This window comes from Duganella sp. GW821-FHT07G03 (genome assembly GCF_059418605.1).
This window is the reverse complement of the sequence record NZ_JBWKQE010000014.1, coordinates 89068-112932: the sequence shown is the minus strand read 5'-3', so window position 1 is coordinate 112932 and position 23865 is coordinate 89068. Positions and strand designations below refer to the sequence as shown.

20 protein-coding genes and 2 pseudogenes are annotated in these 23865 nt (G+C 51.3%); 13 read left to right on the top strand and 9 right to left on the bottom strand.

What is annotated here, in order from left to right:
* On the bottom strand, window positions 1-1785 hold the full coding sequence (locus tag AC07OK_RS18550) for an Eco57I restriction-modification methylase domain-containing protein (RefSeq protein WP_494691685.1): 1785 nt from the start codon (window positions 1783-1785) through the stop codon (window positions 1-3).
* 11 nt (window positions 1786-1796) lie between these two features.
* Window positions 1797-2072, bottom strand: a complete 276-nt coding sequence (locus AC07OK_RS18545) for an XRE family transcriptional regulator (RefSeq protein ID WP_494691684.1) — start codon at window positions 2070-2072, stop codon at window positions 1797-1799.
* A 151-nt stretch (window positions 2073-2223) separates the two neighbouring features.
* On the opposite strand from AC07OK_RS18545, the gene AC07OK_RS18540 reads away from it, so the two are divergent.
* The 4 genes and pseudogenes from AC07OK_RS18540 to AC07OK_RS18525 all read left to right on the top strand — a co-directional run bounded on the left by AC07OK_RS18540 (window position 2224) and on the right by AC07OK_RS18525 (window position 4715).
* Entirely contained in the window at window positions 2224-2394 is a 171-nt protein-coding gene (locus AC07OK_RS18540) for a DUF4224 domain-containing protein (RefSeq protein ID WP_494691683.1), read from the top strand.
* A 206-nt stretch (window positions 2395-2600) separates the two neighbouring features.
* Window positions 2601-2802 (top strand): annotated as a pseudogene (locus AC07OK_RS18535) (transposase); the annotation flags it as partial.
* A gap of 189 nt (window positions 2803-2991) precedes the next feature.
* Window positions 2992-3876: a hypothetical protein gene (locus AC07OK_RS18530; protein WP_494691682.1), complete on the top strand. Its 885-nt coding sequence runs from the start codon at window positions 2992-2994 to the stop codon at window positions 3874-3876.
* Window positions 3877-4334: 458 nt separating this feature from the next.
* Window positions 4335-4715 carry a hypothetical protein gene (locus AC07OK_RS18525; RefSeq protein ID WP_494691681.1) on the top strand — a complete coding sequence of 127 codons (381 nt, stop codon included), beginning with the start codon at window positions 4335-4337 and terminating at the stop codon, window positions 4713-4715.
* Here the strand turns inward: AC07OK_RS18525 and AC07OK_RS18520 are convergent.
* On the bottom strand, window positions 4712-5467 hold the full coding sequence (locus AC07OK_RS18520; RefSeq protein ID WP_494691680.1) for a hypothetical protein: 756 nt from the start codon (window positions 5465-5467) through the stop codon (window positions 4712-4714). The genes AC07OK_RS18525 and AC07OK_RS18520 overlap by 4 nt on opposite strands.
* Before the next feature lie 252 nt (window positions 5468-5719).
* On the opposite strand from AC07OK_RS18520, the gene AC07OK_RS18515 reads away from it, so the two are divergent.
* Window positions 5720-6079, top strand: a complete 360-nt coding sequence (locus tag AC07OK_RS18515) for a hypothetical protein (RefSeq protein WP_494691679.1) — start codon at window positions 5720-5722, stop codon at window positions 6077-6079.
* Here AC07OK_RS18515 and AC07OK_RS18510 read toward each other — a convergent pair.
* Both AC07OK_RS18510 and AC07OK_RS18505 read right to left on the bottom strand, forming a co-directional pair.
* A complete protein-coding gene (locus tag AC07OK_RS18510; RefSeq protein WP_494691678.1) occupies window positions 6006-7655 on the bottom strand; it encodes a hypothetical protein in 1650 nt (549 codons plus the stop codon). The genes AC07OK_RS18515 and AC07OK_RS18510 overlap by 74 nt on opposite strands.
* Before the next feature lie 153 nt (window positions 7656-7808).
* Window positions 7809-10856, bottom strand: coding sequence for a DEAD/DEAH box helicase (locus AC07OK_RS18505; protein ID WP_494691677.1), 3048 nt, complete (start codon window positions 10854-10856; stop codon window positions 7809-7811).
* Window positions 10857-11214: 358 nt separating this feature from the next.
* Here AC07OK_RS18505 and AC07OK_RS18500 point away from each other — a divergent pair, with 358 nt between their 5' ends.
* On the top strand, window positions 11215-11559 hold the full coding sequence (locus AC07OK_RS18500; protein ID WP_494691676.1) for a ParC-related protein: 345 nt from the start codon (window positions 11215-11217) through the stop codon (window positions 11557-11559).
* A gap of 89 nt (window positions 11560-11648) precedes the next feature.
* Here the strand turns inward: AC07OK_RS18500 and AC07OK_RS18495 are convergent, their stop codons facing one another.
* On the bottom strand, window positions 11649-12521 hold the full coding sequence (locus tag AC07OK_RS18495) for an HNH endonuclease (protein WP_494691675.1): 873 nt from the start codon (window positions 12519-12521) through the stop codon (window positions 11649-11651).
* An 8-nt stretch (window positions 12522-12529) separates the two neighbouring features.
* Window positions 12530-12958 carry a helix-turn-helix domain-containing protein gene (locus tag AC07OK_RS18490; protein WP_494691674.1) on the bottom strand — a complete coding sequence of 143 codons (429 nt, stop codon included), beginning with the start codon at window positions 12956-12958 and terminating at the stop codon, window positions 12530-12532.
* Between the two features lie 57 nt (window positions 12959-13015).
* Here AC07OK_RS18490 and AC07OK_RS18485 point away from each other — a divergent pair, with 57 nt between their 5' ends.
* From AC07OK_RS18485 to AC07OK_RS18455, 7 genes are all read left to right on the top strand, one after another.
* Complete coding sequence (locus tag AC07OK_RS18485) at window positions 13016-13765, top strand: hypothetical protein (protein ID WP_494691673.1); 750 nt, start codon at window positions 13016-13018, stop codon at window positions 13763-13765.
* Between the two features lie 241 nt (window positions 13766-14006).
* Window positions 14007-14396, top strand: coding sequence for a helix-turn-helix domain-containing protein (locus AC07OK_RS18480; protein ID WP_494691672.1), 390 nt, complete (start codon window positions 14007-14009; stop codon window positions 14394-14396).
* A gap of 410 nt (window positions 14397-14806) precedes the next feature.
* Window positions 14807-15313 (top strand): hypothetical protein, encoded by a 507-nt coding sequence (locus tag AC07OK_RS18475; protein ID WP_494691671.1) that lies wholly within the window; start codon window positions 14807-14809, stop codon window positions 15311-15313.
* Window positions 15314-15324: 11 nt separating this feature from the next.
* Window positions 15325-17289, top strand: a complete 1965-nt coding sequence (locus tag AC07OK_RS18470; RefSeq protein ID WP_494691670.1) for a TnsB C-terminal domain-containing protein — start codon at window positions 15325-15327, stop codon at window positions 17287-17289.
* Window positions 17286-18224: a TniB family NTP-binding protein gene (locus AC07OK_RS18465; protein ID WP_494691669.1), complete on the top strand. Its 939-nt coding sequence runs from the start codon at window positions 17286-17288 to the stop codon at window positions 18222-18224. The genes AC07OK_RS18470 and AC07OK_RS18465 overlap by 4 nt, the downstream gene beginning before the upstream one ends.
* A gap of 2 nt (window positions 18225-18226) precedes the next feature.
* Entirely contained in the window at window positions 18227-19735 is a 1509-nt protein-coding gene (locus tag AC07OK_RS18460) for a TniQ family protein (protein WP_494691668.1), read from the top strand.
* Window positions 19736-19754: 19 nt separating this feature from the next.
* Window positions 19755-21473 carry a hypothetical protein gene (locus AC07OK_RS18455; protein ID WP_494691667.1) on the top strand — a complete coding sequence of 573 codons (1719 nt, stop codon included), beginning with the start codon at window positions 19755-19757 and terminating at the stop codon, window positions 21471-21473.
* Window positions 21474-22583: 1110 nt separating this feature from the next.
* Here AC07OK_RS18455 and AC07OK_RS18450 read toward each other — a convergent pair.
* Both AC07OK_RS18450 and AC07OK_RS18445 read right to left on the bottom strand, forming a co-directional pair.
* Window positions 22584-23015, bottom strand: a pseudogene (locus AC07OK_RS18450) (IS5 family transposase); the annotation flags it as partial.
* Window positions 23016-23278: 263 nt separating this feature from the next.
* A complete protein-coding gene (locus AC07OK_RS18445) occupies window positions 23279-23863 on the bottom strand; it encodes a TadE family protein (RefSeq protein WP_494691666.1) in 585 nt (194 codons plus the stop codon).
* Window positions 23864-23865 lie beyond the last annotated feature (2 nt).

The window sequence follows — 23865 nt, the reverse complement described above, 5'->3', positions numbered from 1 at the left end:
TTAGTTACCTCCTAAAGCGGATTGTTCTTCAATACCGAGGCCATATAGTTGGAATGTGGCCCGGTTACATGCCTGAATGTCGCGTGCGGTAGCTGCGGCAATCAGTTCTTCTCTTAATGCGTTAGGAACCGAGTCCCAATGTGGCAGTCGAATCCGGCGTAGGTACTGGGCTTGAAAGCGCAGAAATCCGCCACGCATTTTTGTGGAATAGGTCGCGATGAACAGCCGAGTGATAGCCGCCAGCATTACTGCCTGCAAAGCGCGCAGATCCCAAGTGTCCGATGTGATGTGGTAGAGATTGTGATGCGGATACAGTTCGCCTTGTTCGAGCACTATGTGCGCTTCGCCCTTGATATCAGGTATGAGCAGCTTCGGCTTTTTTGCGAGCGAAGGCGTTATCCGATCAATAGTCTTAAACCAGTTCGCTGGGTTTTTCTGTGCGCAATGTCGCCGTTCGATTGCTTCTCTCCGCTCTTCCAGGTACTTGCGCAAGCGCGGATATTTCTCGAGATCGACGAGTCCTCCTTCATCGGCGTATGGATTAATAACGCCGTCCCCGCGCCAGTGGACTTCTCCAGAGACTATATCGCGAGTCTGCACTAGTGGGACTTTCCTGTCCGGTTCGACATCGAGGGATTCGAAATTGCCGATGAATACCTTATCAGCTCCGGTCGCAACCCCAATCCCGACTTTGCACCCAGCTTCCTCCAAGCTGGGAAATTGAGCCTCTAGTCTCCGTATTAGAGCCATTTGGTCGGCAGATTCGAGCAGCCATGGCTCTGATCCGTTTGTTACGCGAGCAATTTCACGTACTGATTCTTGCGCTTGAGGAAGGGCTGCGAAGTTCAGGACTTCCGCAAGAGCAACAAGGGTTGCACGGTCGATGCTTGGTCGATGCGCAATGCGAGTCGGTCCAGCTTGCTCGCGGCTGATTATGGTTATCGCTGGGTATGCAGACACTTCTGAATGGAATGCTGCGGTATCCGTCATGTCCACATAGATTTTCAAGTGGAACTGATCGGATACAAGCTTTCGCAACGGGCCGCCATAGCGGTTCTTCATCCAGCGGTCGGCACAAATAAAGCCGAGTGTTCCGCCTGGCTGAAGTAGCGAAAGAGATCTCTCGATGAAGGGGACGTAAATGTCGGCGCGGTCGTACAGTGTCTGGTATCGGGATCGGTATTCCGCCAATAGCGCAGCCGGGATCAGCTCTTGCCTTACGTAAGGGGGGTTGCCGACCACGAAGTCAAATGTGCCTTCTAGAGGCAGGAGCAGATAGTCGCCCTGAACAAGCCATCGATTTGCGAGTTCCATAGCTATGCTCTCCGGTAGACCCGTTTCCAAGAGCATTCGAATCACGTTTTCATGCGTTTTGCGATAAGACTCGTGGTGAAGTTCGACTGCGCGGATCGAATTCCCTAGGTCTTCAATTCGCGATTCGGCATTTGGAGTGGACTTCCATGAGTTCAGCAGTCGACCAATGATTGTGAGGAGAAAATCGCCTTCCCCGAATGACGGTTCGAGAATGCGTTTCGTATAGAGCGGTTTGTCTTCTGTGTAGCCCGCAAGATCCAGTATGAACTCGACGACTTCTGTACGGGTAAAGACCGCGCCTCTTGCTTCGTCCCCGGCATCCATTGCGAGTATTTTGCTGGCCGCAAAAATTGGACAGACGGACGAGTTGAGCGTTTTTTGTGGAGTGACGGCGGGCGCAATTGTCATAGAAAGCTGTTGTTTGGTATCCGATTGGGAAGGTCTTGCGCTCCCCTCGTAGGTTGTGTACATGTTTTGTACTGCTAGACGTGTTCGTGTTTGTACCCACCGAATTTTCCAACTCCGGCTCCTCGCGGCTTTTTCACGGTGATATCTACTTGCGCGATTGCCTTTCGGAAATCAACTCCGTTCTTCGTCATTTCAGCCAACAGGACCGCAATAATTGCCAAATGGGACGGCACCTCACCGGTTTTCGCATAGTTGCTGATCGAGACGCGGTTCATCCCAACTAAGGCCGCAAAATCTTGCAACTTTAGCCCGGCTTTTTCGAGATGGCGCAGGAAGTCCTCGTATGTCATGGCACGAATCATAGCTTCCTATGGTAGGCCGGACAAATCATAAATCAATTCGAGCTTTTCTTAATTGTCATAAATTTATGACAATTCCCTTAAAATGTCATAAATTTATGACTCTAGTTCGTCATATTTTTATGACATAGCACCCTAAAATATGCGTACACTTACCACTATAGAGCTCTCTGACCTGACAGCACGGCTTCATCCCGCCACACAAATCCGCTGGCTCAAGCGACGGGGCTGGTTGTTCGAGATCGGCGACAACGGTCTACCAAAGGTTGCGAACGCCTACTTTGAACGGCGTGGTCTATGGCAATGGCGCTGATCCGAGAGCAACGTGATGCCTCCCCAGCACTAATTGACAAATCAATCTCGAAGCACTCAAAAACGCATCTAAGAGCTACCCCGTCCATGCATGTGACCGCAAGGTGAGTATTCGCATCACTACAACCACTCACTCTTGAGATAGCCCCCTGAATCACCAGACACAGCCTATGCGTTATTCTTACAGATAGGAATAGGACTGTGCATATGACCAGGGACAAGCAAACAATTGAGGTAGTGACGGTAACCCAGGAGCGCCGCAGGCGCTGGTCTGCCGAGGAAAAGGGCCTTAGTACGTGAAACGTATGAGCCAGCCATGAGCGTGTCACTGGCGGCACGCAAGCGCGGTGTCGGCACTAGCCAGCTGTTCAACTGGCGTAAGCTGGAACGCGAAGGCGCGCTGGCCGCTTCGGCGCAGGAATGAGTGGCCGTGTTGGAGTAAGAACCAATGACCATCCAAGGAGTATACGCACGCAACACCTCTTTCGGAGCGATTCTGCCAATATAGTTGCCATCTCTCGAACGCCAACGCTCTAGTCAAAGCACGACCTAGTTATTTAGTGATCGAGAGTGCGTTAGAATCCTCAGAAGGCCATATATGTCGAAATACAAAAGCGAGAAAGGGATAGCAATGCAAGAACAAACAGCCGTTGCGGACTTAGCTACTTTGTTTGTGATGCCGCTTTATCGGAAACAGACGGTTGCGAATGAGGTCGAGCTGGCGAAATTAATCGTGCAAATAACAGAGATGCAAGGCAGTGTCGATCAATATTGCCCAGGCTGCAGGGATACAGCCACCTTTGTGACCGACAAAGACAAACTTCCATGGGACTATATGATTGGAGCTAGAGGCAAGAGCAGAACTGAGTTCATTCAAAGTGTCTCGGAGTGGCCTAATTACGAATTTAAAAAATCACTGACTTGTTCGAGAAATGCGAGCCATAAGTTAATTGGTTATTTTCTCAGAAATGGAGATGGTTTTCTAAAGATTGGGCAATTCCCCAGTGCTGCGGATATTGCCATCCCACTAACTCAGGATTTCAAAAAAATTTTGGGAAATGAGTTGCTTAAGGAGCTCAACAAAGGAATCGGCTTGAATGCTCATGGCGTTGGAGCAGGAGCGTTCGTCTATCTACGACGCGTGTTTGAATTCTTGGTAAATGAAGCACATAACGAAGCATCTTCTCAGCCAAACTGGGATGAAGCGACTTACCAAACTTTTAAAGGAATGGATCAGAAAGTAAGGGGACTATCACATTACCTTCCAAAGTTCCTTGTTGAACATCGCAATCTTTATGGAATTCTTAGTGAGCATATACATGCTCTTACAGAAGAGGAGTGCTTAGAGAGTTTTGAGTTAGTCAAGCTAGCGATTTTCGAAATCGTTGAGGAAAAAATTCAACAAGCAAAAAAAGAAGAGCGCACTAAAGCAGTATCAAAAGCACTTCTTAACTACCAAAGCAGTAACTCATCCAAGACATAGCAATGACATGACTTATATACAGCACGGTGCCCGAGCAGGCAGAGAATACGCTTCGTTACTGTCAAATCGGTCGAGCAGCGGGGTATAAGGTCCGATCAGTTTTACAAAAGCTGCACGTTCTCCTAGATCAGATTGATCTACATGCCTTGCGGTGTTCCTGGCGGCTCCGGCCTGAAGAACTGCGCCGGGGTCGTTGGGCGCTGCTTTCGACGAATATCACAATCTCAGGCGGTCCGTCTAGTTGACAGATCAGCGGCGCACCAGACGTCAAGCTATACAACCAGACGGCGCTCTTTGAAATTGCTCACGCGATCAGAGCGGGCTTGCTAGCACTCACACGGACTACCAAGCGGTGCACATGTTGCCTTAATTGCCCCTGGCCGCCACAGGCATTTTCACGCCTCCCTTCTTTCGCCCTCAGCTGGGCGGGGGCGTAGGGCGACTTCTCCGCGAAAACGATGGAGGTAGAACGTCTTGAGACTGTACTGCAAGAGATACAAGTCGACGACCATCATTGGGAATGGTTTAAGAAATCATTGTGCTATGGTGGCGATGAATATCACACGAGTAATGATGATTTCAAGAAGATGTTTCCTGGATGGGCCTTTATCCGTCGCCACTTCTTCGAAATCGCTGCATTGGCAGTTCCGCTTATTGGAATCGTCGGCTTTGCCGCCGGCACATCTTTTGTGGATGGGTGGAATAAGGCTGCCGGGATCAGTTCGAACCTTTTTCCTATTGGCGTCAACGAGACTATATTGTTAGGTCTGAAACTGGAATGGCCTTGGGAGTATACCCCATCAGCGCAAGTCAGATCTCGCCGAAAATCTACAAACTAGGTCTTACGAGAAGCGATGCTGAACTCCAAGCCAGCAATCACTCTATCCATCCGTTGCTGAAGTCCGAAGGAATAGAGGTTAATGATATGGAAAATCAAAATGATTGGAACGAGCATAACTGCCCAACTTCCTATCGGCGATGCTGACAGCTGACTCCACAGCAAGATCACTGCACCGATTGTGGGAAACAATCCAAGCTTATCGATATTGCCTGAGATTGTTCCACCGCGCTTTTCCAATCCCAAGCGATGATATTGGTAATGTTTTGCAACGTAGCGAACAGCATCCGGCTCACACAACGCAAGTTCACTGATCATCTTCAAATCCAACCTAGAAGTCGCACGTAGCTGGATGAAGAAGAATTTAAATGGACTCTTCTTGAGTTGGTAAAGAAATGGCACCGCAATTAGTATTTCGGATAGCAAAATGGATAACCCGCAAAATTCTGCGAGCGAGCCGATTACTAGTGCTATCGGGAACAACGCCTGTCGTGGGAGGAAGTCTCTAAGGACCACCATGGCAACCAGAGCAAGGCTCAGCGCGAAAGCAGCCCAGGTTACCTTTTTTTTATGTGTCTCAATAAAGCCAATGACCGCCCGCCATTTTCCACCATACTCTTCATTCGTTGATGAAATTGGAACAGGAGTCGATGTTGCCCTTTCGGTAATTTCCACTACCTTGTCAATTTCCGCTTGCAGCACAAGATCAATAGCTGCGCTGCTGGTCACATTGAGGGCTTCGCTTTGGTCCATGGATTTCCCGTTTATCTAGTCTGCCGAAGTTGGCAAGATACAAGGTATGGGCATAATTCCATAAAGAAAGGTTTTTGTATGGAATTTCTTTAACCCATCGCTCACATCATAGTTGCGGATAATCATCCAACGCTGTCGGCCTGCGCGTTATGGCGACGTCCCATCCAGGGACACAACCTTCCGGTCAAGAAAAGTGCTTTTTATTTCTCGATGGATGCTTACATCTCCGGACGTGGAGAGCGCCATACTGTAATGACCGAGCGCATCTTGGGCGCCCAGCGCTCGCACCAGGTCCGGTTGTCAAAAGAGTACCGTGGCAGGGGGCAGTATTTGCCTGCATCGGCAGGTGGTTTGCCCGATTTGTCAGGGAGGGAGACCGAGCAGACCACCTACGGCCTGCTCAGCGGGATTCGCTATGAGATACACCACAACTGCAATCTGATGATCATGAAGTACTTGTCCTTTGCTGACAGTGTCGACTTCAGTACTGCAACGATAGGGACGCACTTAAAACTGAAGATCGGTTTAGCTGGCAGCATCACCTCAAAATGGAGAAAAAATCTGGTGGAATGCCTGTGCTTATTTGAAAATTCCTGTCGGCCCAACCCTTAATTTCATCAGTTGTAAATTTGCTAGTCAGCCATTGGTAGTCATATTCGAACGGCCCATCGTCGACCAGCCATTGCCTCGTCATCTCGTACATGGAAACCCATACATAAAAATCGTCCAGCAAGCGTTGAAGCGTCGCTTCATCTCTACCGGGCACGATTCTTGGATAAACGTCCAAGTCAGCGCGGTTGAGGAAAAGTGCCTCATGCTCGCTGAACAACGAAGCGACACTTTGGGTGTCTAATGCCTGACGAAAACTGGTCATACACATTCCTGGCCAACAAAAAAACTGAGGCGCAGTCAACTTATCGCGCTGTATTCGCGTGAATCGACCGAGCATTACCCTGATGGGAAGATTTCCTTCTCCGTATTCGAAGGTTCTATCCTCTTCTTCCAGTGTGGTCCATGCTGGGTGCTCTTCCGCATATTGCACTATGGCTTGTGCAAGCTGTTTCGGGCTAGGGCTCAACATGGAATCGCTCAGTCGCTGGCTTACGTTCCAATATTCCTTGGCGCTATAGTTCTGTATAGAACGTTTGAAGTCAGGTCCTTCCTGTTTTGCGCTTCGACAAAGAAAGAGAAACCGCCAGGCAGGATCTGTGGACCAGATCAGGGCAGATGGATCGGTCATCGGCAAAAAAATGCCTTCAGATGGTGAAAGGGCTACGTCACAGATTAGAAGAAAAAGCCCGACAATGGGGTCATCAACTGTCGCAGGCCACTCCTCTTCCACATAACTCAAGAATTTTTCAAAAGCTTGAACGTAGACACCTTTAAGCATTCCGTGCCTGCGAATTTCCTCCCATGAAAGACGCCCTCCGCTTGCCCCGAAGAGGTACTGCAGCTGAGAAAACCGAGCTTGTCCTTCAAAAATTTCTTTTAATCCGATTGACGGTATTTCTATTGGTGATCCAAGATAAAAACCCGTGGTCTTGGTTCTTCTCAACTGATCTACCGTTCCCTCCCACTTTAGAGGATGAGGTAATACTTCGTAGTTCGGATCTATCGTTGCACTGATAAGCCAACTAGTCGCACCTATTGCCATGTAATAGGAATGGCCAACACTCATGAAATAAGGATCGTTCGCGACGCTAGCCACCTGTCCAGCAGGATCTATGACAAGTCTGCGAAAAAAATCTAGGTCATGCCAGTTGTTAAGCACAAAGTTGAGAGATGCATCCTGCGCGTCAGCATCAAGTAGCTTTTCCGCAAGCCTCAATAATGGCTTCACCGCGCCATGCCTGGCTAATACCTCATCCAGCCGTTTCCGGTTCAAATGCGCATGGGCAGGCTGCAAAAAGCTCAACATCAGTCCGGCAGTGGTGCCTACATGCTGCCACCAGTGAATTGTTTCGTGGAGATAAGTCGAGAACGCTTTAGCCGCATCCCACGATTCGCACTCCCGCATAGATATCTTTCCTCCCTGAGCTTCCAGAAGATGATGGAGGTCAGGTCTGAGGCGAACGACGAAGTCTAATGTATTGTAAGATCCGAGGGCCTCAAAATTGGGAGCGCCGTGTGCACTCGATAGTGCTGTGGAAGATTCCTCAGATTCAACAAACACACCATTTAAATTCATTTAGCTCTCAACTTTTAGATAAGCTTTTTTTGACGCAATTATGATTCTTACCGTCATGTGTCTAAGTCAATCATGTTCGCGACCTCGTAGCCTGTGTTCGTTATGCCAAGTGAGAATCCTATCTGGTTGGTTTGACCTTTCCAGACCGTGACCTTATGGAGCAACGAAGATGCGAAGCTCAACATCAAGGTTGGTGCAAGCACCAATCCATCCCTGAATTAGCTGATAGGCTTGTAGCGATTCACTACTCCCTGCTGCACCGAGATTCATTTGGGTGGCGAAATGTTTTCTCGAGAAGCTGTTTGCTGCAACGATCCATACCTCTTTTTTCACCGCATGATTCCTCCGCCTATCGGCGATCACTCCCCACAAGCGCGTCATCTCTGATTCCAAATCCGAGGTTGACTCATCGAAACGCTTGCGATCCAGCATACGAATACGACTTTTGAGGCGATTGGCCACTCCGTTTGTCGGCCAGTCATTAAGCAACTCGGTCCAGTTCGCGGCAAGTAAATTGCGGTCACTTGTTATGAGCATCTCCAAGTTCTTCACCGCCTGCGAGCCGACTTCAGCAATTGCACCGGCAGATGATTCCGGACGCTTGCTCGAAGATCCACATTTTACATGAATATAAACCAGTCTATCTGCTGATGAGACGACGAAGTCTGCCGGCTCTGTTCCCATATCGGAGCACAACAAAATATCTGGATGAGTGACATAATCGTAGAAGGGTCCCAAGTCTTGCAGCGAGGGGTTCGCCAACGAGAAGTTTTTCAATTTATCGATTTGGTGAAACACCGACAACGAGTCAAATTCATCATTTATCGCTTCAGTATTCTCCCCCTTCTCTGTCAGGCCTCTCTGTAAGAGAATCGGAAGTCCAACGATAATATTACCCAATTCAGACTTCTCGATTTCAAATCCGCCTTTTGTTGGCAAAGATAATTCATAGAATCTGCCTCCAGAATAGGTGATCCCATCCTTGAACAGTGCTTTGCTCAATTTCTTAGTAAGAAGGTCGCTGATGTTATCTACTCCATCAGCGTGCACTTCCATAGTTGCCCGCGGTGAAAAAGTTAAGTAAGGTTCCTGCAGGTTCACACTAACATCGATGACTGTTCCTTGCATTCCTTCGATCAGTTCGAAATGGTTGACGCATGGGTAGAAAGCAAACTCATCATCGAATTCGCTTCGCGCTTCGTCTGTCTCTACAATAATCGGATTTTCTCCACCGTCAAACTCAAACATCAGCGCTTCGAGTTCGAGCGGTTTACTAGGAACAATCGGCTTAGCAAACGCCCTTAATACACGGCTTGTCGCCACCTCGTCCGATGCCAGGCACTCTTCAATCATCTCAAACCATTCGTCCAAGTCAGACAAACTGAATTGACGATCTTTGTGGTCTGAGATTCGCCCAGCGTCGACGCCGACATAGAAAGTTCCAGATTTTTTCCCTTGGTTGTTCAAGGTATCGCACTTCAATGTTGACATTCGGTAACCGGAAAATTGTTGCTGTCCTCCCAGCTCGTCCAGATTGGTCCCCTTTAAGTGCATTGATTCCGGCCGGCGAGTTGGCTTTCCGATGGCACGTGTACTCGTTTCCTTGGGGCGCATCTGGCCATCTCGTATCATGACCTTTAACAGCTTTTCCTGTGGCAGGGGAAGCGTCAATCCAAGTTCCGTATCGCCTGAGAATGATCGGCCTCGGCTGTCAAACACAGCAACCACGCCATTCTTCAGCCTACGCATCAATGTGATTTCGAGGCTGGGCTCGAAGAAAAGTTCGTTCGCCAAAAACCTGGACTTATTGAACGCAATGGACAACACGACATGCATCGAAGTACTGTTCGAATTAAAAATCTTGCATAACTCTCCACAGTTTGTCGCACGCCAATACAGCGTGTCTAGCGCCTGATCCATTGAGAAACTGTCGTACGTATTGAGGAAACAAATTGATGCGGTCGGAATAACTAGCGCCTTGTCTGGGTCGAAATTATTAATGTCAAATTTCCCGACGAACCGGCTCTGGTGATAGCTGTATTTGGGGAATGCGTCCAAGTACAGTTCGATCAACTTTGCACTGTCTAACGAGGTAAGGAACTTAGATACTCCGGCCGGTGTTCTAAGCGACGCATCGAAGTCACGATAGCTTTCCCACATGACCTGGTTTGAGTTACCACCGAATTCGATCACAACTGGATCGCTCCCATTAAACGCGCGAACCACGCGACCTATTGTCTGAACAAGTTCTCGTCCGCTACCAACTACGTAGGTTAGGACTAGCATCTTCGCACAGGGAATATCAACGCCCTCATCAAGCTTATGCTGATGAATTAAGATACGGTACGAACTAGTCGCGATGTCTTGTGGAACCGACACTCGTTCAGTTTGACGTGAATCATTCTTATACGCATCGTGCACCGCAATCGTCGGCGCGAGCTTTGAAAACCTCCCGAAATAATGTTGGACTTCGTCAAAGTTTTTACACTTAACGATGCATTTCAGCTCTGAATCCTTTGCTAAAAAAGCTGAAATAACAGCATCGAGTTCATTTTCATTCACTGACGCCACACTCGGAGCGTATAAAACTCCGTCCTCGGCAGCCTCCGCAAAAGTGTAGATGTAACTTGCTTGTGTGCCTACGTCAAACTGGAAGAGATCATTACGATAAGGAGTTGCAGTGACTATGATTCGATGGGCATGCGTTCCACGAACCAGAGTGCGCCACACCGGTGACGGTTCAGAGTGACCTTCATCGATGATGATAAGATCAAATTGCTCCCTGACGTTTGCAAGTTGCTCCAGCGTCTGCTGGGAAAGCATCTGGAAAGTCGTCACATATATGCCATTCTGATCGATGTCCTGGATCGAGCGATGTACATTTCGCTGTGCGGTCAAGGTTCCTGGCGCCGCCTTCTTAAAGAACTCCCCTGCGATCTGCTTGGCTAGCTGATCGCAGACGTAACGCCTATGGCAAAGAACAAGTACCTTGTGCTGCGGCGCGTAATGAGCAAGTGTCGATATAACTCCTGACTTCCCTGCACCGGTGGGAAGGCTAAGCAAGCAGGCTTTGTGGTTCTGTTGAACTAGTGGTTTGTTGAGATAACCGACGCCGCACCGGACTGCGTTCTTCTGGCATTCGCGTAGTGCGCCCCATATGCCTTGGTCAATACCGAGGTCATTCATTGTGGCTTGATCCACTCGTTTCCTTTCCGCGCCGACACCGAGCAACTGCTTCGCTGGCAATAAGCTTAAACATTGCATGCAGGCACGATTTCATATAGAGCCGCTTTCCTGCTGGAAAGGCAATTTTATTCCTAATCTAGGACCCAAGTATCAAATTTTTATAGTTACTAACTTTTTTGTAGTTATCCCATTCGATACACTATGAAGCGCGCTAATGAAATTAGGATCTCACGCAAAACCGCCCGGATTGCTGTTTCGCGGAAGTGGCCTTATGTCCAATTTTCCGCGCACGGTACCATCGCCCCACTTGCACGCTTTAATTGGGCGCGTATCATCCCCGTATCACCTGCAGCGCAGCACTGCGGAGATCACCATGCCCACCACCACCATCGACCACGCGACTTTTATCAAGCTCACCGAGGCCGGCGTGGTGCGCCAGGTTCAGGTCATCGGCCAACCGGCCGGTTGGACCGTCTTGGTGCAATATGGCATGACCGAGCGCATCCTCGCTGCTCAGCGGTCCCACCAGGTGCGCCGGTTCCGCAAACTCGATACCTTGGTGCTGTATCTGCGCGCCGTCGGCATCGCCCACTTTGCCGTCGACGCCGCACAGTACGCATCGCACAGTGAGAGCAGGCAGAAACGCCCCGACCGGGCCGCCGCCATGAAAGCGGCACATGCCGCGACCGCCCATGCGCGTCTCCAGGGGATCGTCTGAACGTGCGCAATTGTTTGATCGGAACCGCTACGCCAAAGAGGCGTCCATCACCTGCCCACTGGAAGCGAGGTCGACCTAAAGCGCCGCCGTTAATCGCGCTCGAGATGACGCAAGCGTTCTTGTAACGCCACGTTTTTTGCTTCGCCATCGACACCACAGTGCAGTTCTCGATGGCATGCAGGACAAACGGCCCCGACAAATCGCGGGTGATCGGGACCACCATCGGACACCCGCGTGGTGTGATGCGGCTCCAGATAAGGCGTACCATTTTTGCGAATAAAGGGCGCCGGCTGATCGCACGACTCGCATCGCCCTGCCGCACGCATCAACACGTAGTCGCGCACCGCCTTGCTGCGCACATATAAGGTCCGTGCCGCTGATTCTTTTGTTGGCGCCGCGCCGCCGGCGGCAGCCACTAAGGCAATGCGGCGCGCATCCACTAAGGTCATGCTGATCGCGGTGTGCGTATCATCGTCATCGCCAACGGCGTCTTCAATCGCGTGGGCATCGGCCACACCAACCAGGCGAAACACGATCAGGCGCCGACTATCGCCATTGCGATCGGGCCCCGGCATGAACTGGTGACCCGCGTAAACAAATTCGCCCAAGTACTTCTGCCCTTTGCCCTTTCCTAAGGACTGAAACAAGTGCAGCGCACGCCCATCATTGCTATGGTCCAGAATGGCGCGATTACCGCGGACGAATTCCATATCCCCGACTTGGCCCTCGCCGGTGTACGAATAAGAGCGCACGCCTTGCGCATCCACGGCTTCCTCATCAGCATAGCCGTACTGGCTGCCAGTGTCGCCGGTAAAAATGAAGATGGCGTCTACCACGCTCGATGGCGCGATGCCGCTTTGAAAGCTGCCGCCGTAGGGACCATGAATATGCTGTCGACGATCATAGACCTCGCCCACGGTGAAGTGGGGAATCGGCTTGGGTTGCGCAAGACTGGATGGCATGCGCCCGCTTACCGCTTGCCGTCCGCCGTAGCGGCAAGTTTAGTGCACATCTCAGTAACCCAGCCGAGCACCCAGACGCGGTCTTCTTCACTCAACGTATTGAGGGCACCCGCAAGATCAATGGCCTGATCAATTGAACGGGTTGAGCCGGCACGCACCAGCGCATCGAGCGGCACGTCAAAAATCTCCGCCAGGTCGATCAGGCGCAGTAACGGCGGCAGCGTAGCGCCGCGCTCAAAACGTGAGATGGTTTCCTGCTCGACGCCTAGTTGCGCTGCCACTTGTTCCTGGGTCAGATTGCGCGCGATGCGCTGCTTGGCCAATGCCTTGCCGATCCTCTTAGCAAATTGCCCCTCCTGCCGCGCTGTGACCATATTCCACATTCCATGATGAGTAACCACATGAATGGTGGTGCCATGGGGAAATTCTGGTAACATCGCAATATGTGGTTAAACCACAAATTTTGCATATCAACCTTCAAGATGGAGATGTCAATGCCCTATTCCCCCGCTGTCTTCCGGTGTGTGATGATCGGTCTAGGGCTGGCCATGTCGGGATGTGTCACCGCCCCCATCCCCGAGGCGCAACTGCACAACTATGCGCTGCTCGTTCCGCAGGACCTCGCGGGGAATGGCGCCGCGGTGACCGAGATCGATCGCGGTCCGAACCGTGTGGCGCTGCAGATGACGGCTGAGGGCAGCAATATCCTCACTGGCGTGCGCACGCGACCGGGCGTCAACGTCCTCCCGGGACGACATACCATTGAGGTCAATGTGTGTTATGGCAGCGGCACGCAAAGCTGCAGACCGGACACGTATGTGTTTGAGGCCCAGCCTGGTGTGGCTTACGTCCTGCGCGGGCCGGGGCAAACCATCGTGATGCTGGACCGATTCAAGAAATCTCCCCTGGGTGAACTGTACCTGGCCACGCAGCATGCATACGTCAGTCAACAAGAATGGACTGCGATGCGAAACGCTGACCTCGCGGCCGCGGCTGACGCTGGTCTGCGGGTCAGCGAACAGCGCCAACGAGATCTACCGATGATCCGTAAGGTGGGCGCGCACGTGTGCCAAGAGGCGGGCCGCGGCATTATTTACGGTGGGTATGTGGAAAAGCTTACCGATGACAAGGTGCAGATCCGTATCGCCGAGGCGCATTTCAAGGGCAACCCCAGCCTCCGCCCTGGCGGCTTCGTCCCCACGACGATATGGGCTTCGCCTATCCAATGGGATCTGTGTAACTGATCGACGAATTCCCCTAAAAACAACGAACAACATCCGCATCTTCTTCCAAGAGGGAACGAACTCTCTGGCAGGAAAATGTCACGCACCTACCTCTTAGCAGAGGAGGGCGATACTCCCATCGCCATCAAGTACTTGATTATTAACAGTTTTCTCACTGTTGCGAATATCATATCTTCTTGTCAACACCACATGTCCGTGATATTTTTTATCCAAATCTAAGCATTTTTTGGAAAGAAAAATTATGGCAAGCATGTTGTTTGGTCGTGCATTCAACGTGGCGCGCATTCACATGGACAAGCGTCAGGGTGAAATTGCGCGCCTCGCAGGGATCGACGCAAGTTATTTAGCGAGTGTGGAGTGCGGGCGACGGAAGGCGCCCAATCGCGATGTCATAGACAAGCTATTGCCAACGCTCAATGCGGACGAGCCTCTACGCACGAAGCTGCGCAGTCTCGCCGTCATCGATCGCATGCTGGATGTAGTAGAGGGGCAAGCCGCCGACGATCTGACCTTGACTCGTCTAAACAAGCTATTGCGCCAGGTGGCTGATTTTAACGAAGGGGAATGGAATTCATTAGAGTGCGCACTCGCTGCTCTGACCAATCAATGTCTGCGACGGAAAGAGGGATAACCATGAGCTAAAAACCAAAAAAGCACCGAACCCACAAGGGGCTGGCGCCTTCGGCAATGCAGTGATACGGATCTAGTAAATCAAGTGTCTACTGCCCGCCTGTCCAAGTCAAGTCCCCTTGTCGACAAATTCGTGATTTTTCATTGCGATCTGGACAAAACACGTCCATTACTTTGACGAGGACAACCATGATTAAGTATCAAGGAGGGACAGACACGTCCCACGCTATGAGTGTGAACTGCCCTGCCGGCCGCCGAACCAAGCGGCGCCCTGGCCGGTTCAGCAAATTAGAGAACCCTACCGCGTCCAGCAACGTTGGAGTGACTCTCTCCGATAGAAAAGTACGGGAGATCGTTACCGTCAGCGGTCGGGGGGTACGCGGGCACTTTCCTAGCTACAAAGGAAAGTTGTTGAAATTTGAAAGCCTCATTGAAGAAGACGCACTGCGGGTGCTCAGTGTGGCGAGTTCTGTGACCTCCATGTTAACGCAGCCCTGCGTATTGAAGATTCCCGGTGCTCCAAGCTCGCGCTACACCCCCGACCTAAAAGCCGCGATATTCGGTCAAAGCTACTACGTCGAAATTAAACCCACCGATTTCAACAAGAACCCACGCATGGCCACCCGCCTTCGCCGCATCATTCGGCACTTCCAAGCATCGCAGACGCCCTTCGTGCTCATTCTCGACACCGATCTACGGCCGGCCGGCTTGCAGGAAGAATTAAAAGCGCTCCTCCGACTGCGCCCGGCCCCCGGGCGCTACGATCCGACACTCAACAGTGTTCAATGGGACCCTCGTCAAACACAAACTGCGCCGCCGAAGGTGCTTCGCCGATGGTACGCGGCACAACAAGAATGCGATGCGTTGCTCCAACGCGTGATGCGCCGCGATCCAGACGCGCTTTTCGAACAAATCTAATGGAGGGGAACATGCTTGCATTCATCAAGAACCAAACGATCTTCCGCAACGGCATCGAATATCGCGTCGACCGAAGGACCGCAACTGGCGTGCAACTCGAAAACACAAGCACCGGAGAATTCTCAACACACGATCTGTATGCACTACTGGCGGAATATACCAAGGGTGCGTTGACAATCGCTCCCTTCAATCTTCAGCACCAGAACCAGTTCCCGCCCACCCAAGTACGACTCCATGCAGAGCCGTTGAAATCGCCGGCAGCGCAATCAGCCTCCCGGCGCCAGATCGACTACATCGTGAAGCTGACAGGCCTATATGCTTTTAAAGGGACCAAGCAAAACCTTATTGACGCCATCGCAGAAGTCAGCCGACAACGAAACGAAGCTACACCGCCACATGTAACGACTATCTATCGCTGGCACAAGCAATTTCGGCAAGCACGAGAAGACATTCGAGCGTTGCTCTCAAAAATTGATTCGCGTGGTGGTAAGGGAAAATCACGCTTAAGCGCCGAAGTCGAAGCCATCATCGATGAAAAAATCGAAGGCATTTTTCTAGCGCAAAAAAAAAGCTCGGCTGAGGAAGTGCACAATGCTGTTTTCCTGGCCATTACCCTGAAAAACACGACGCTCGTTGAAAGCGAGTGGCTCAAAGTACCGAACCTACGCACCATCCAACGTCGGTTGAGTCGTCTGTATGGTTACGATGTGGCGGTAGCGCGTTACGGCCAGCGAGAAGCTGATCGCCGCTATGACACTATCCTCGCCTCACGTCGTGTATTCAGAATACTCGAACTAGTTGAAATCGACCACACACCCGTGGACATTCTAGTCGTTGACGATACGGGCGTGGTTATCGGCAGGCCCACCATCACCATTGTCTTCGATCGTTATTCACGCTGTGTGCTCGGGTATCACTTGTCACTCGCCGGACATGGTATTCCGGCCGTTTTTGAAGCGCTGCGGCACGCGATGCTGCCAAAAACCTATATCAAAGACCGCTATTCAGATCTGAATATGACGTGGGAATGCTATGGCTGGATGGAGCGCCTACTCATGGATAATGGCCGAGAATTCCACTCCAACTCGGTCGTCGAGGCGCTACTCAACGTTGGCGTCACCACGGAATTCTCAGGCTCTAGGGAGCCGAACGACAAACCGTTCATCGAGCGTTTTAATCGTACGTTTAACTATTCTTTTATCCATCGACTACCCGGTACAACATTCGCTCGCATCACCGATCGCATAGGGTTCAAGGCCGAGAAGGACGCATGCATTACCCTCGCCGAACTAGATCGCATGATCCATGCATGGATATTGGGCGTTTATCATCTTCGTCCTCATGTTGGTCTTGGTCGACGAGCCCCCATCGAAGTGTGGCGTGAAAGCGCCGCTCAGCATCCCCCTCAGCTCAAGGCGAATGCAAAAGACATGGAGATCGAATTCTCCGAATCATCTGTATCGTCTGTGCAGCACTATGGCATCGATCTCAATACCCATCGCTACGCATCGAGCGAACTCTCTACTCTGCGCTGCATGCTCCCGGCAAAGCAAACGCGTGTCGATGTTAAATGGCCACGCCATGACGTCGGCCACATTCATGTTTGGAATCCTTTTGAGAAACGATATTTCGAAGTACCTAACGTCGATGTCGACTACATCGGCCTCACCTTAGATCAAAGTAAGGTGGCGAAGAAGGCGATCAAATCCAGCGATACCCATCAGCGCACCCGCGCATCAGCCGAAGGGATCATTCGCGACAAAGCGGCCGATGCCATGAAAGATAAAAAATACGGGGCTAGGAGCAAAGGGGCAAAGTTAGCCAATCAGACCAGCAAAGAGATGCATCGGTCAGCACCGGCGCCAGAGGAGTTCACACGCAACGTGCTTGCCGAAGACGAGACATCGATTGCCGCACAGAAGCCCAGCAGTTATGACTACGAAATGATGAACGATGAAAAAGGGAGTACCCAATGAACACTCCAGACAAGCCTTTGATGATTATTCAGACGATAGAAGACGCTTTCATCAGACTTCCTCATGTTGACGCTCTAATGAGTAAGCTAGATTATTTATTTCAGCAAGAACGACGTAAAGCAGAGCCACCTAATCTGGTTTTTTATGGCGAATCGGGTGTTGGAAAATCTCGAATATTCGAAAAATTTACAAGCATGCACGCGCCAATCGCTCACGAAGAGTACACCGAGATCCCAGTTCTTTACGTCACTGTTCCAGCAACAGGTGGTACAGCTGAACTGGCAAGTGCCATGCTACTGGAACTGGGTTCAGCGTTTTGGGATCGAGGAAGGATCGACAAGCTAACACACCAATTAGTCTGCTTACTCGAGAAATGCAAAGTCAAAATCATTCTTCTCGACGAGATTAATCATGTTGTAGATAAAGGCGGAATCAAAACTCATCACAAAACCGCAGACTGGCTAAAAACCCTCAGTAGAAAGGCCCGCATCCCAATCGTTATGGCTGGTATCCCAAGGGCTTACAAGCTTTGGAACGCAAATGAACAATATAGGGGTAGATTCCGCGAGAGTATTACGATCAAGCCGTTTTCGATTGCAACGCCTACTGAAACTGAAAAATTTAAAGCAACATTGCTTACGTTCACCAAGATGATGATTGGCATCGAAGTGATCGATCTTACAAAAGGTAAGTTGCCTCGACAAATGTTGTTTGCAACGAACGGCTATCTACGCGACATTCGTCATTTATTAGTGCGCGCAGTGGAGATCGCCTTTCAAGAAGGTTCCACCAAAATAAGAATTTCAACGCTAGCCGAAGCCTTTCGGCAAGTGATTTATCCTGAGGCTCCAAATGAACGTAATCCGTTCTGTGAAGAATTCACAAATACACCACTCACAAAGCCCAGCGAACCATTCGCGCCAAGGGAGGAGTAATCATGGATATTACTGTTAACTCGCTATCGGTGCCGGTCCGCCCAGCTCGTAAAATCGATGAGTGGATTGAATCCTACCTAGTGCGCGTAGCGCGCGAGAACGGTTTGCGTTACCCATCAATCACCGACATTGAACGGTTAAAAAACATCGCGCTTGAACTTACGCCGGAGGTAGAGCCAAATGCGCAGAGTTACTTATCAACCCTCCCGATATGGGCAAAGAAAAAGACGGGGTCACCCATTCGTTATTGCCCAGCCTGCTTTCAGGAAGATCGGTCTGTCAAAACACGGTGGCGACTCACGCGATTGGAAATGTGCACGAAACATCATCTGCACTTGAAAACAGGATTAGTGGAGCCGGCACTATGCGTCACCGTGAACTACCCTAACCCTATTCAGCTCAACGACATCACCGACAGTCAACTATGGGACGGAGCAACCTGCCCCATGCCGGCGGCGAAAACCTATGCGTTGGGAATTTGGGAGGCGTTCGAGCGCGCTTCAATCGAAGATGACTCGGAGCAAGTATCAGAGCTACTGGCTTGGGCACTCGTGGCCGAGTACATTCTCGATGCGGTGATCAGTAACGGCGAAGGGCCAGAAATACCAGTCCGGGGCCAATCACGCTTGAGCCAACGGGTACAATGGCTCAGCGATGCCGGCCTGACCATTTCCCCCTCCTCCGGCGCGATCGCCACTTTTTTGACCTCATTGAAAAAACTCTCCGAGCGGCGAGCAGCGGCGAGGTGCCTTCGGACACTGATGAAGGATACAGAACAGAGCTCACCACTTTTACGATCTCTTCCACTCCAAGAACTACTTGATCGGTTATATGCCACCGCACCTGAAATGTACTGCCCATCCGCGCAAGGCGCCCTACCCATGCAGTATCATCCCGAGGGCTACGTAAGTCTAAACTACGCCGAACGATTATTAGGACGGGATACCAACTTCGTTTACTTTCTGATGCGCGCTAATTTTTTCGAGCGTGTGAAAAAAGTACGCTTCGGGAAATACGTGTTTTTCTTTGTGCACAAGGCAGAGATCGAAGCGTGCAGAAAATGGCTCAGCGACTGCATGACACCAGCGCAATTGATGAACCACTGGAATATCAACAGAAAGATTTGGAGAGCGCTTCATCGCAGCGGGATTTGCCGGCCGTTTAAAATAGGAATTTGGGCCTACCACCGCATCGAAGAGATCAATGCGCTCACGATAAAACTCGAGAGCACTGCGCGTCTAATGACAGGGCAGCCCACACAGCGCTTGCCTCTCTTCGCCGATTGGTTGCTCGGCCCATCTATCCCGCCATCTGTCTTTACAACGATACTCGACGAGATATTGGAAGGGCGGATAAAACTATTTCGTGTTCCAGAGCGCCCTGGTCTTTCTGGATATTACGTGGATGCTGCGGCTGAGGTGAGGGCGAAGGAAATATCGCTATGCACACGCCGTCGTCATCATCAACAGCCCCAGCAACTCACGTTGTTCGACGCAAATCCGACACCGTAACTCAAGCGGCTACTGCCTCATGAGCCCACTCGCTTTTTCGCACCTGCTCGTCAGACCAAGCCTTCGCTTTGGTGAGGCACACAATGGATATAAACTGCGGCTGGCGCATGCGAATGGTCTGCTATCGCCAGGTTGGCTAGATGATTGTGCCGGGCTGGCGATCACCAACAGACCAGACGCCAGCCCTACACGCTGGTGTCCACTTTGCCTGAATCAAGAGCGCCCCATTTGGTTACAACAATGGGGTGATCCCATCCCGATCTGCCCAATCCATCGGTGCTGGCTTGCTGATACTTGCGAGAAGTGTCAGCGCCAGCTTAACTGGCGCAGCGCGCGCTTTCTCTCCTGTCGTTGCGGCGGCTCACTAGTTACCACCACCACTACACCATTGACTGCTGATGTGATCGAGCTAATGTCCCCGTCAGATCAACACACTTCTAGTTGGTGGGCGCATCTTGATGTTGAACATCGCTGGCGAGCCACTCGCCTACTAGGAGCACTCCATACTTTTGGCCTTAACAATAAACCGCTAAAGAAAGCTTCTGCCAACGCGATCCAAGATCAGCGAATCCTCATCGGCAAGGGCGCCGCCATAATGATTGGCGGCGAGACAGCATTTCATGATCTGCTCCGCAGAATTCGAATAGCACCGCCACCCGCAGCAAGTGCACAGTTAATGAGAGATGCATTCCCAGCGCTGCTCACCAGGATTCGACGGCAACTGCCACAATCCGCGCAAGAGGTGATACTCGGATGGATACGTACCTTTCTGCTAAAGCAATCCAACAATGAGGCCGCGATATCATGGAAAGCAAATCGAGTCACCCTCAGCGCCACTGAGTGCGCGAAACGCCTGCACATTCGTCCTGAGCGTGTCTTAGAATTGCTCTCTTCGCACGGGGTTTCAGTGCCATCACGCGTGACTAACGCGGGACGAACGATGCTCGCCGTGGCACCTTCGGTGATCGACACCATTGAATGCGGGTCTGTTCGCAAACTGTCACATGGAGCTGCCTCGAAAATCTATGGATTGTCCATTGCGCGCTTACAGTGTTTAATCAAAACTGGTCTGATCAACGGCGACGCCCGCCAGATCGATAAGCAATCAATCGAAGATCTATTACATGGTGTTGTCCAGACACCTGTGAAAGAACAATCAGGCGCCAATCTCATTCCGCTCGACAGCTTGCTAAGGACAGCGGTTCCATTACCTCACACCGCGGATTTTTTCACTGCGCTACTGGACGGAAAAATCAGCAATGCTGGCACACCCAATCATGCCCATGAAATTCTGGTGTGCCGGCTAGATACCAAGGCTGCGTTGGCAGATTGCTCCGCCCCCGTCAACGAGCTCGTCTCGATTCCCCGCGCTGCAGAGCGACTGAAACTTAAACAAGAAGTTCTATATCACTTAGTCGACAAAGGTCTGATCAAGGTCATTAGTGCTCAGCTCGGCCGGCGCCCGGCGAGATTCGTTACCGAGTCGGAACTCGCCAGATTCATCGCACAAATAGAGCCATTAAGTGTTGCTGCGTCTCGAAATAACATCAGCAAACAAAGTGCGCTGCGTTGGGCAATCAGCTGCAAACTCGAGATCATCTCTGGACCGAGCATCGACGGCGGACGGCAATATTTTTTGCGAAAAGTCCCTTACCAATATCCGCATAGTGGAAATGTAGCTGATGATGGCCTGATACGCATGCCAGTCGAAGGCATCCATAGTATCAAGCTTCTTTAGCAACCCTAGCTGAACTACACCGGCGTATATTGAGATACCTCAGCAGTCGACTCAATAACGGGAGGGAAGTCGCGCATCCTTACCATTCAAGAGTCCGAGATTCTTATTGATTTGCGTAACGTCGACACTAAGCGCTTTGGCCAGGCGTTGGGCTGCTCAAAAATATCCCGCGTGCGGCCAGTAGAGAGTGCTCGACATCAGATTTCATACCACTCGACGAGCTGCTGAGGACAGCGGTTCCGCTATGTCACACTGCGGCCTTCTTCACCGCACTGAAAAGCGGACGAATCTGCCTTTTCAGCACCGCAGACAACGCTCGAGAAATTCTAGTTTGTCGGCGAGATACCAAAGCTGCAATGGGGTCTTTCCTCAATTCTGTAGATGGACTCGTTTCAATACCGCATGCCGCAGAACGACTCAAACTCAAACAAGAGGTTCTCTATCATCTGATCAACCGAGGGCTAGTCCAGATAGTCAAGGCCCGCATCGGCCGACGCTCTGCAAGATTCTTGACTGAGCAAGAGATCACTCAATTCACAGAGCAGATAGAGCCATTAGCTCTTGCTGCGCATCGGCACGGCGTGAGCAAACAAAGAGCGCATCACTGGGCAGTGGCCTGTGGATGTGAGATCATCTCTGGACCGAGCGTGGATGGAGGCCGACAATATTTTCTAAAGAAACCTCTTCCTAAGTGCGACCAAGCCGGCGTCAACCACCCACAAGACGAAATTTCTCGGCGATGACAAGAGCCGAACATGAAGTCACAGAGACTTCCACTATTCCCCTGGGGTTTGAGGTGCAACGAAACGAAAAGCCGATTTGCGGTGGTACCAGGTAACACTTCTTGTCCGCTCCGCTTTGACACTAAAATGAAAAACGGCCTACCGAAGTGGGCCGTTTTAGGTCATCATTTGTCTTATGGGGGAGGCTTTCGCCCGCAAGTCCACAAGCTCACAACGACAGTATATCACTAGACTGATCTGACCCGCTGGTGCGTTCGCAGACGATCCCGGATACAACCTCACAACTGATACGGTGATCGAGCGTGGCGTGTGGCGCGTGTTCGATAGCTATGGTCTTGGATTGGTGTTGCGTCGAAGTTTCACCATGGCTATGCACCAGGCCGGACGTGGCGTCGACGCCGATATGCGCTTTCATTCCGAAGTGCCAGTCGTTGCCCTTCTTCGACCGATGCATCTCCGAATCGCGCCTGCCATCCTTATTCTTGGTCGATGGCGGCGCTGCGATCAAAGTCGCATCGACGATGGTCCCTTCGCGCATCATCAAACCCTTGCTCGCCAGGTGGCCGTTGATCTCGTTGAAAATGCGCTCAGTCAGTTTATGTTGTTCCAGCAGTCGCCGGAACTTGAGCTACGTGGTCGCGTCGGGTGCGGATTCATGGGTCAGGTCAATGCCGACGAAGCCGCGAATGGCTTGGCTGTCGTAGATCGCATCTTCGATGCCTTCATCGGACAAACCAAAGCACTGCTGTGCAATGTACATGCGCAGCATGCGTTCCAGACCGATCGGAGGACGGCCGCGTCCGTCATCCCCCGCCGCACATCTACAGAGGCCCCACCACTTTCATTTTTGCACCAGATAAATGAAAAAACCGGCTTTCGCCGGCTTCCCCCCCTCGCTCCAGATGGTCAAGCCACACCGGTATCGAGGATAAGTTGTTCCACATAGTGTATCAGATTTAGGCAACAAATAAATTAACCCGGAGGGTCAAGATCGGGGCTTTAGACATGAAGTGCTGCAGTGTATGAACAATGCTGCGCACAGCATACTTGCGGCGGGAGGTATCAGGGACACGGCACGCCGCCGAGAGAAGCCCCGAGCGTTTCTGCGCTTGCAATTGCTGTCGCCTTTGGCAAACCCAGCGGCAAGCTCACCAAAGAAAAGAGGGGCTTGTATTGCACATTGTTGCACGTATTCGTCACTGCAGGATCGCATATCCGCACCCGCACAAAACGGATACAGCTGGCATCATAGGGGTCTTTCATACATGTGATTCGATTATTGACGGGGCACGCCGGCAAGGCTGCCGTTGGGATCACTGTCATCGTCGGCGTACCAGTATAAGTCAGCGCCATGTAGTCGATGCGAATATGCGCGTCCGTGATCGGCCCCCCCAGAATCAGCGAGCCGGAGGTTTCACGGAAGATGGCTTTCTGGCGCACTGCGCTCATGGCAGTCGCATCACGGAAGTCCACGTTTGCTGCAAGGACTGCCGCGCGCTGTGTCACCACCTCCAATGTGTTGTACATATACATGGCCCGCGCCAATTCGATCACAGCAACGGCGATGGTCAGAAACAAGATCAGCACCAAGCTGAACTCAACTGCAACCACGCCGGCCGGTAAGTTGTTTTTTTGTTGCCGTAACATGT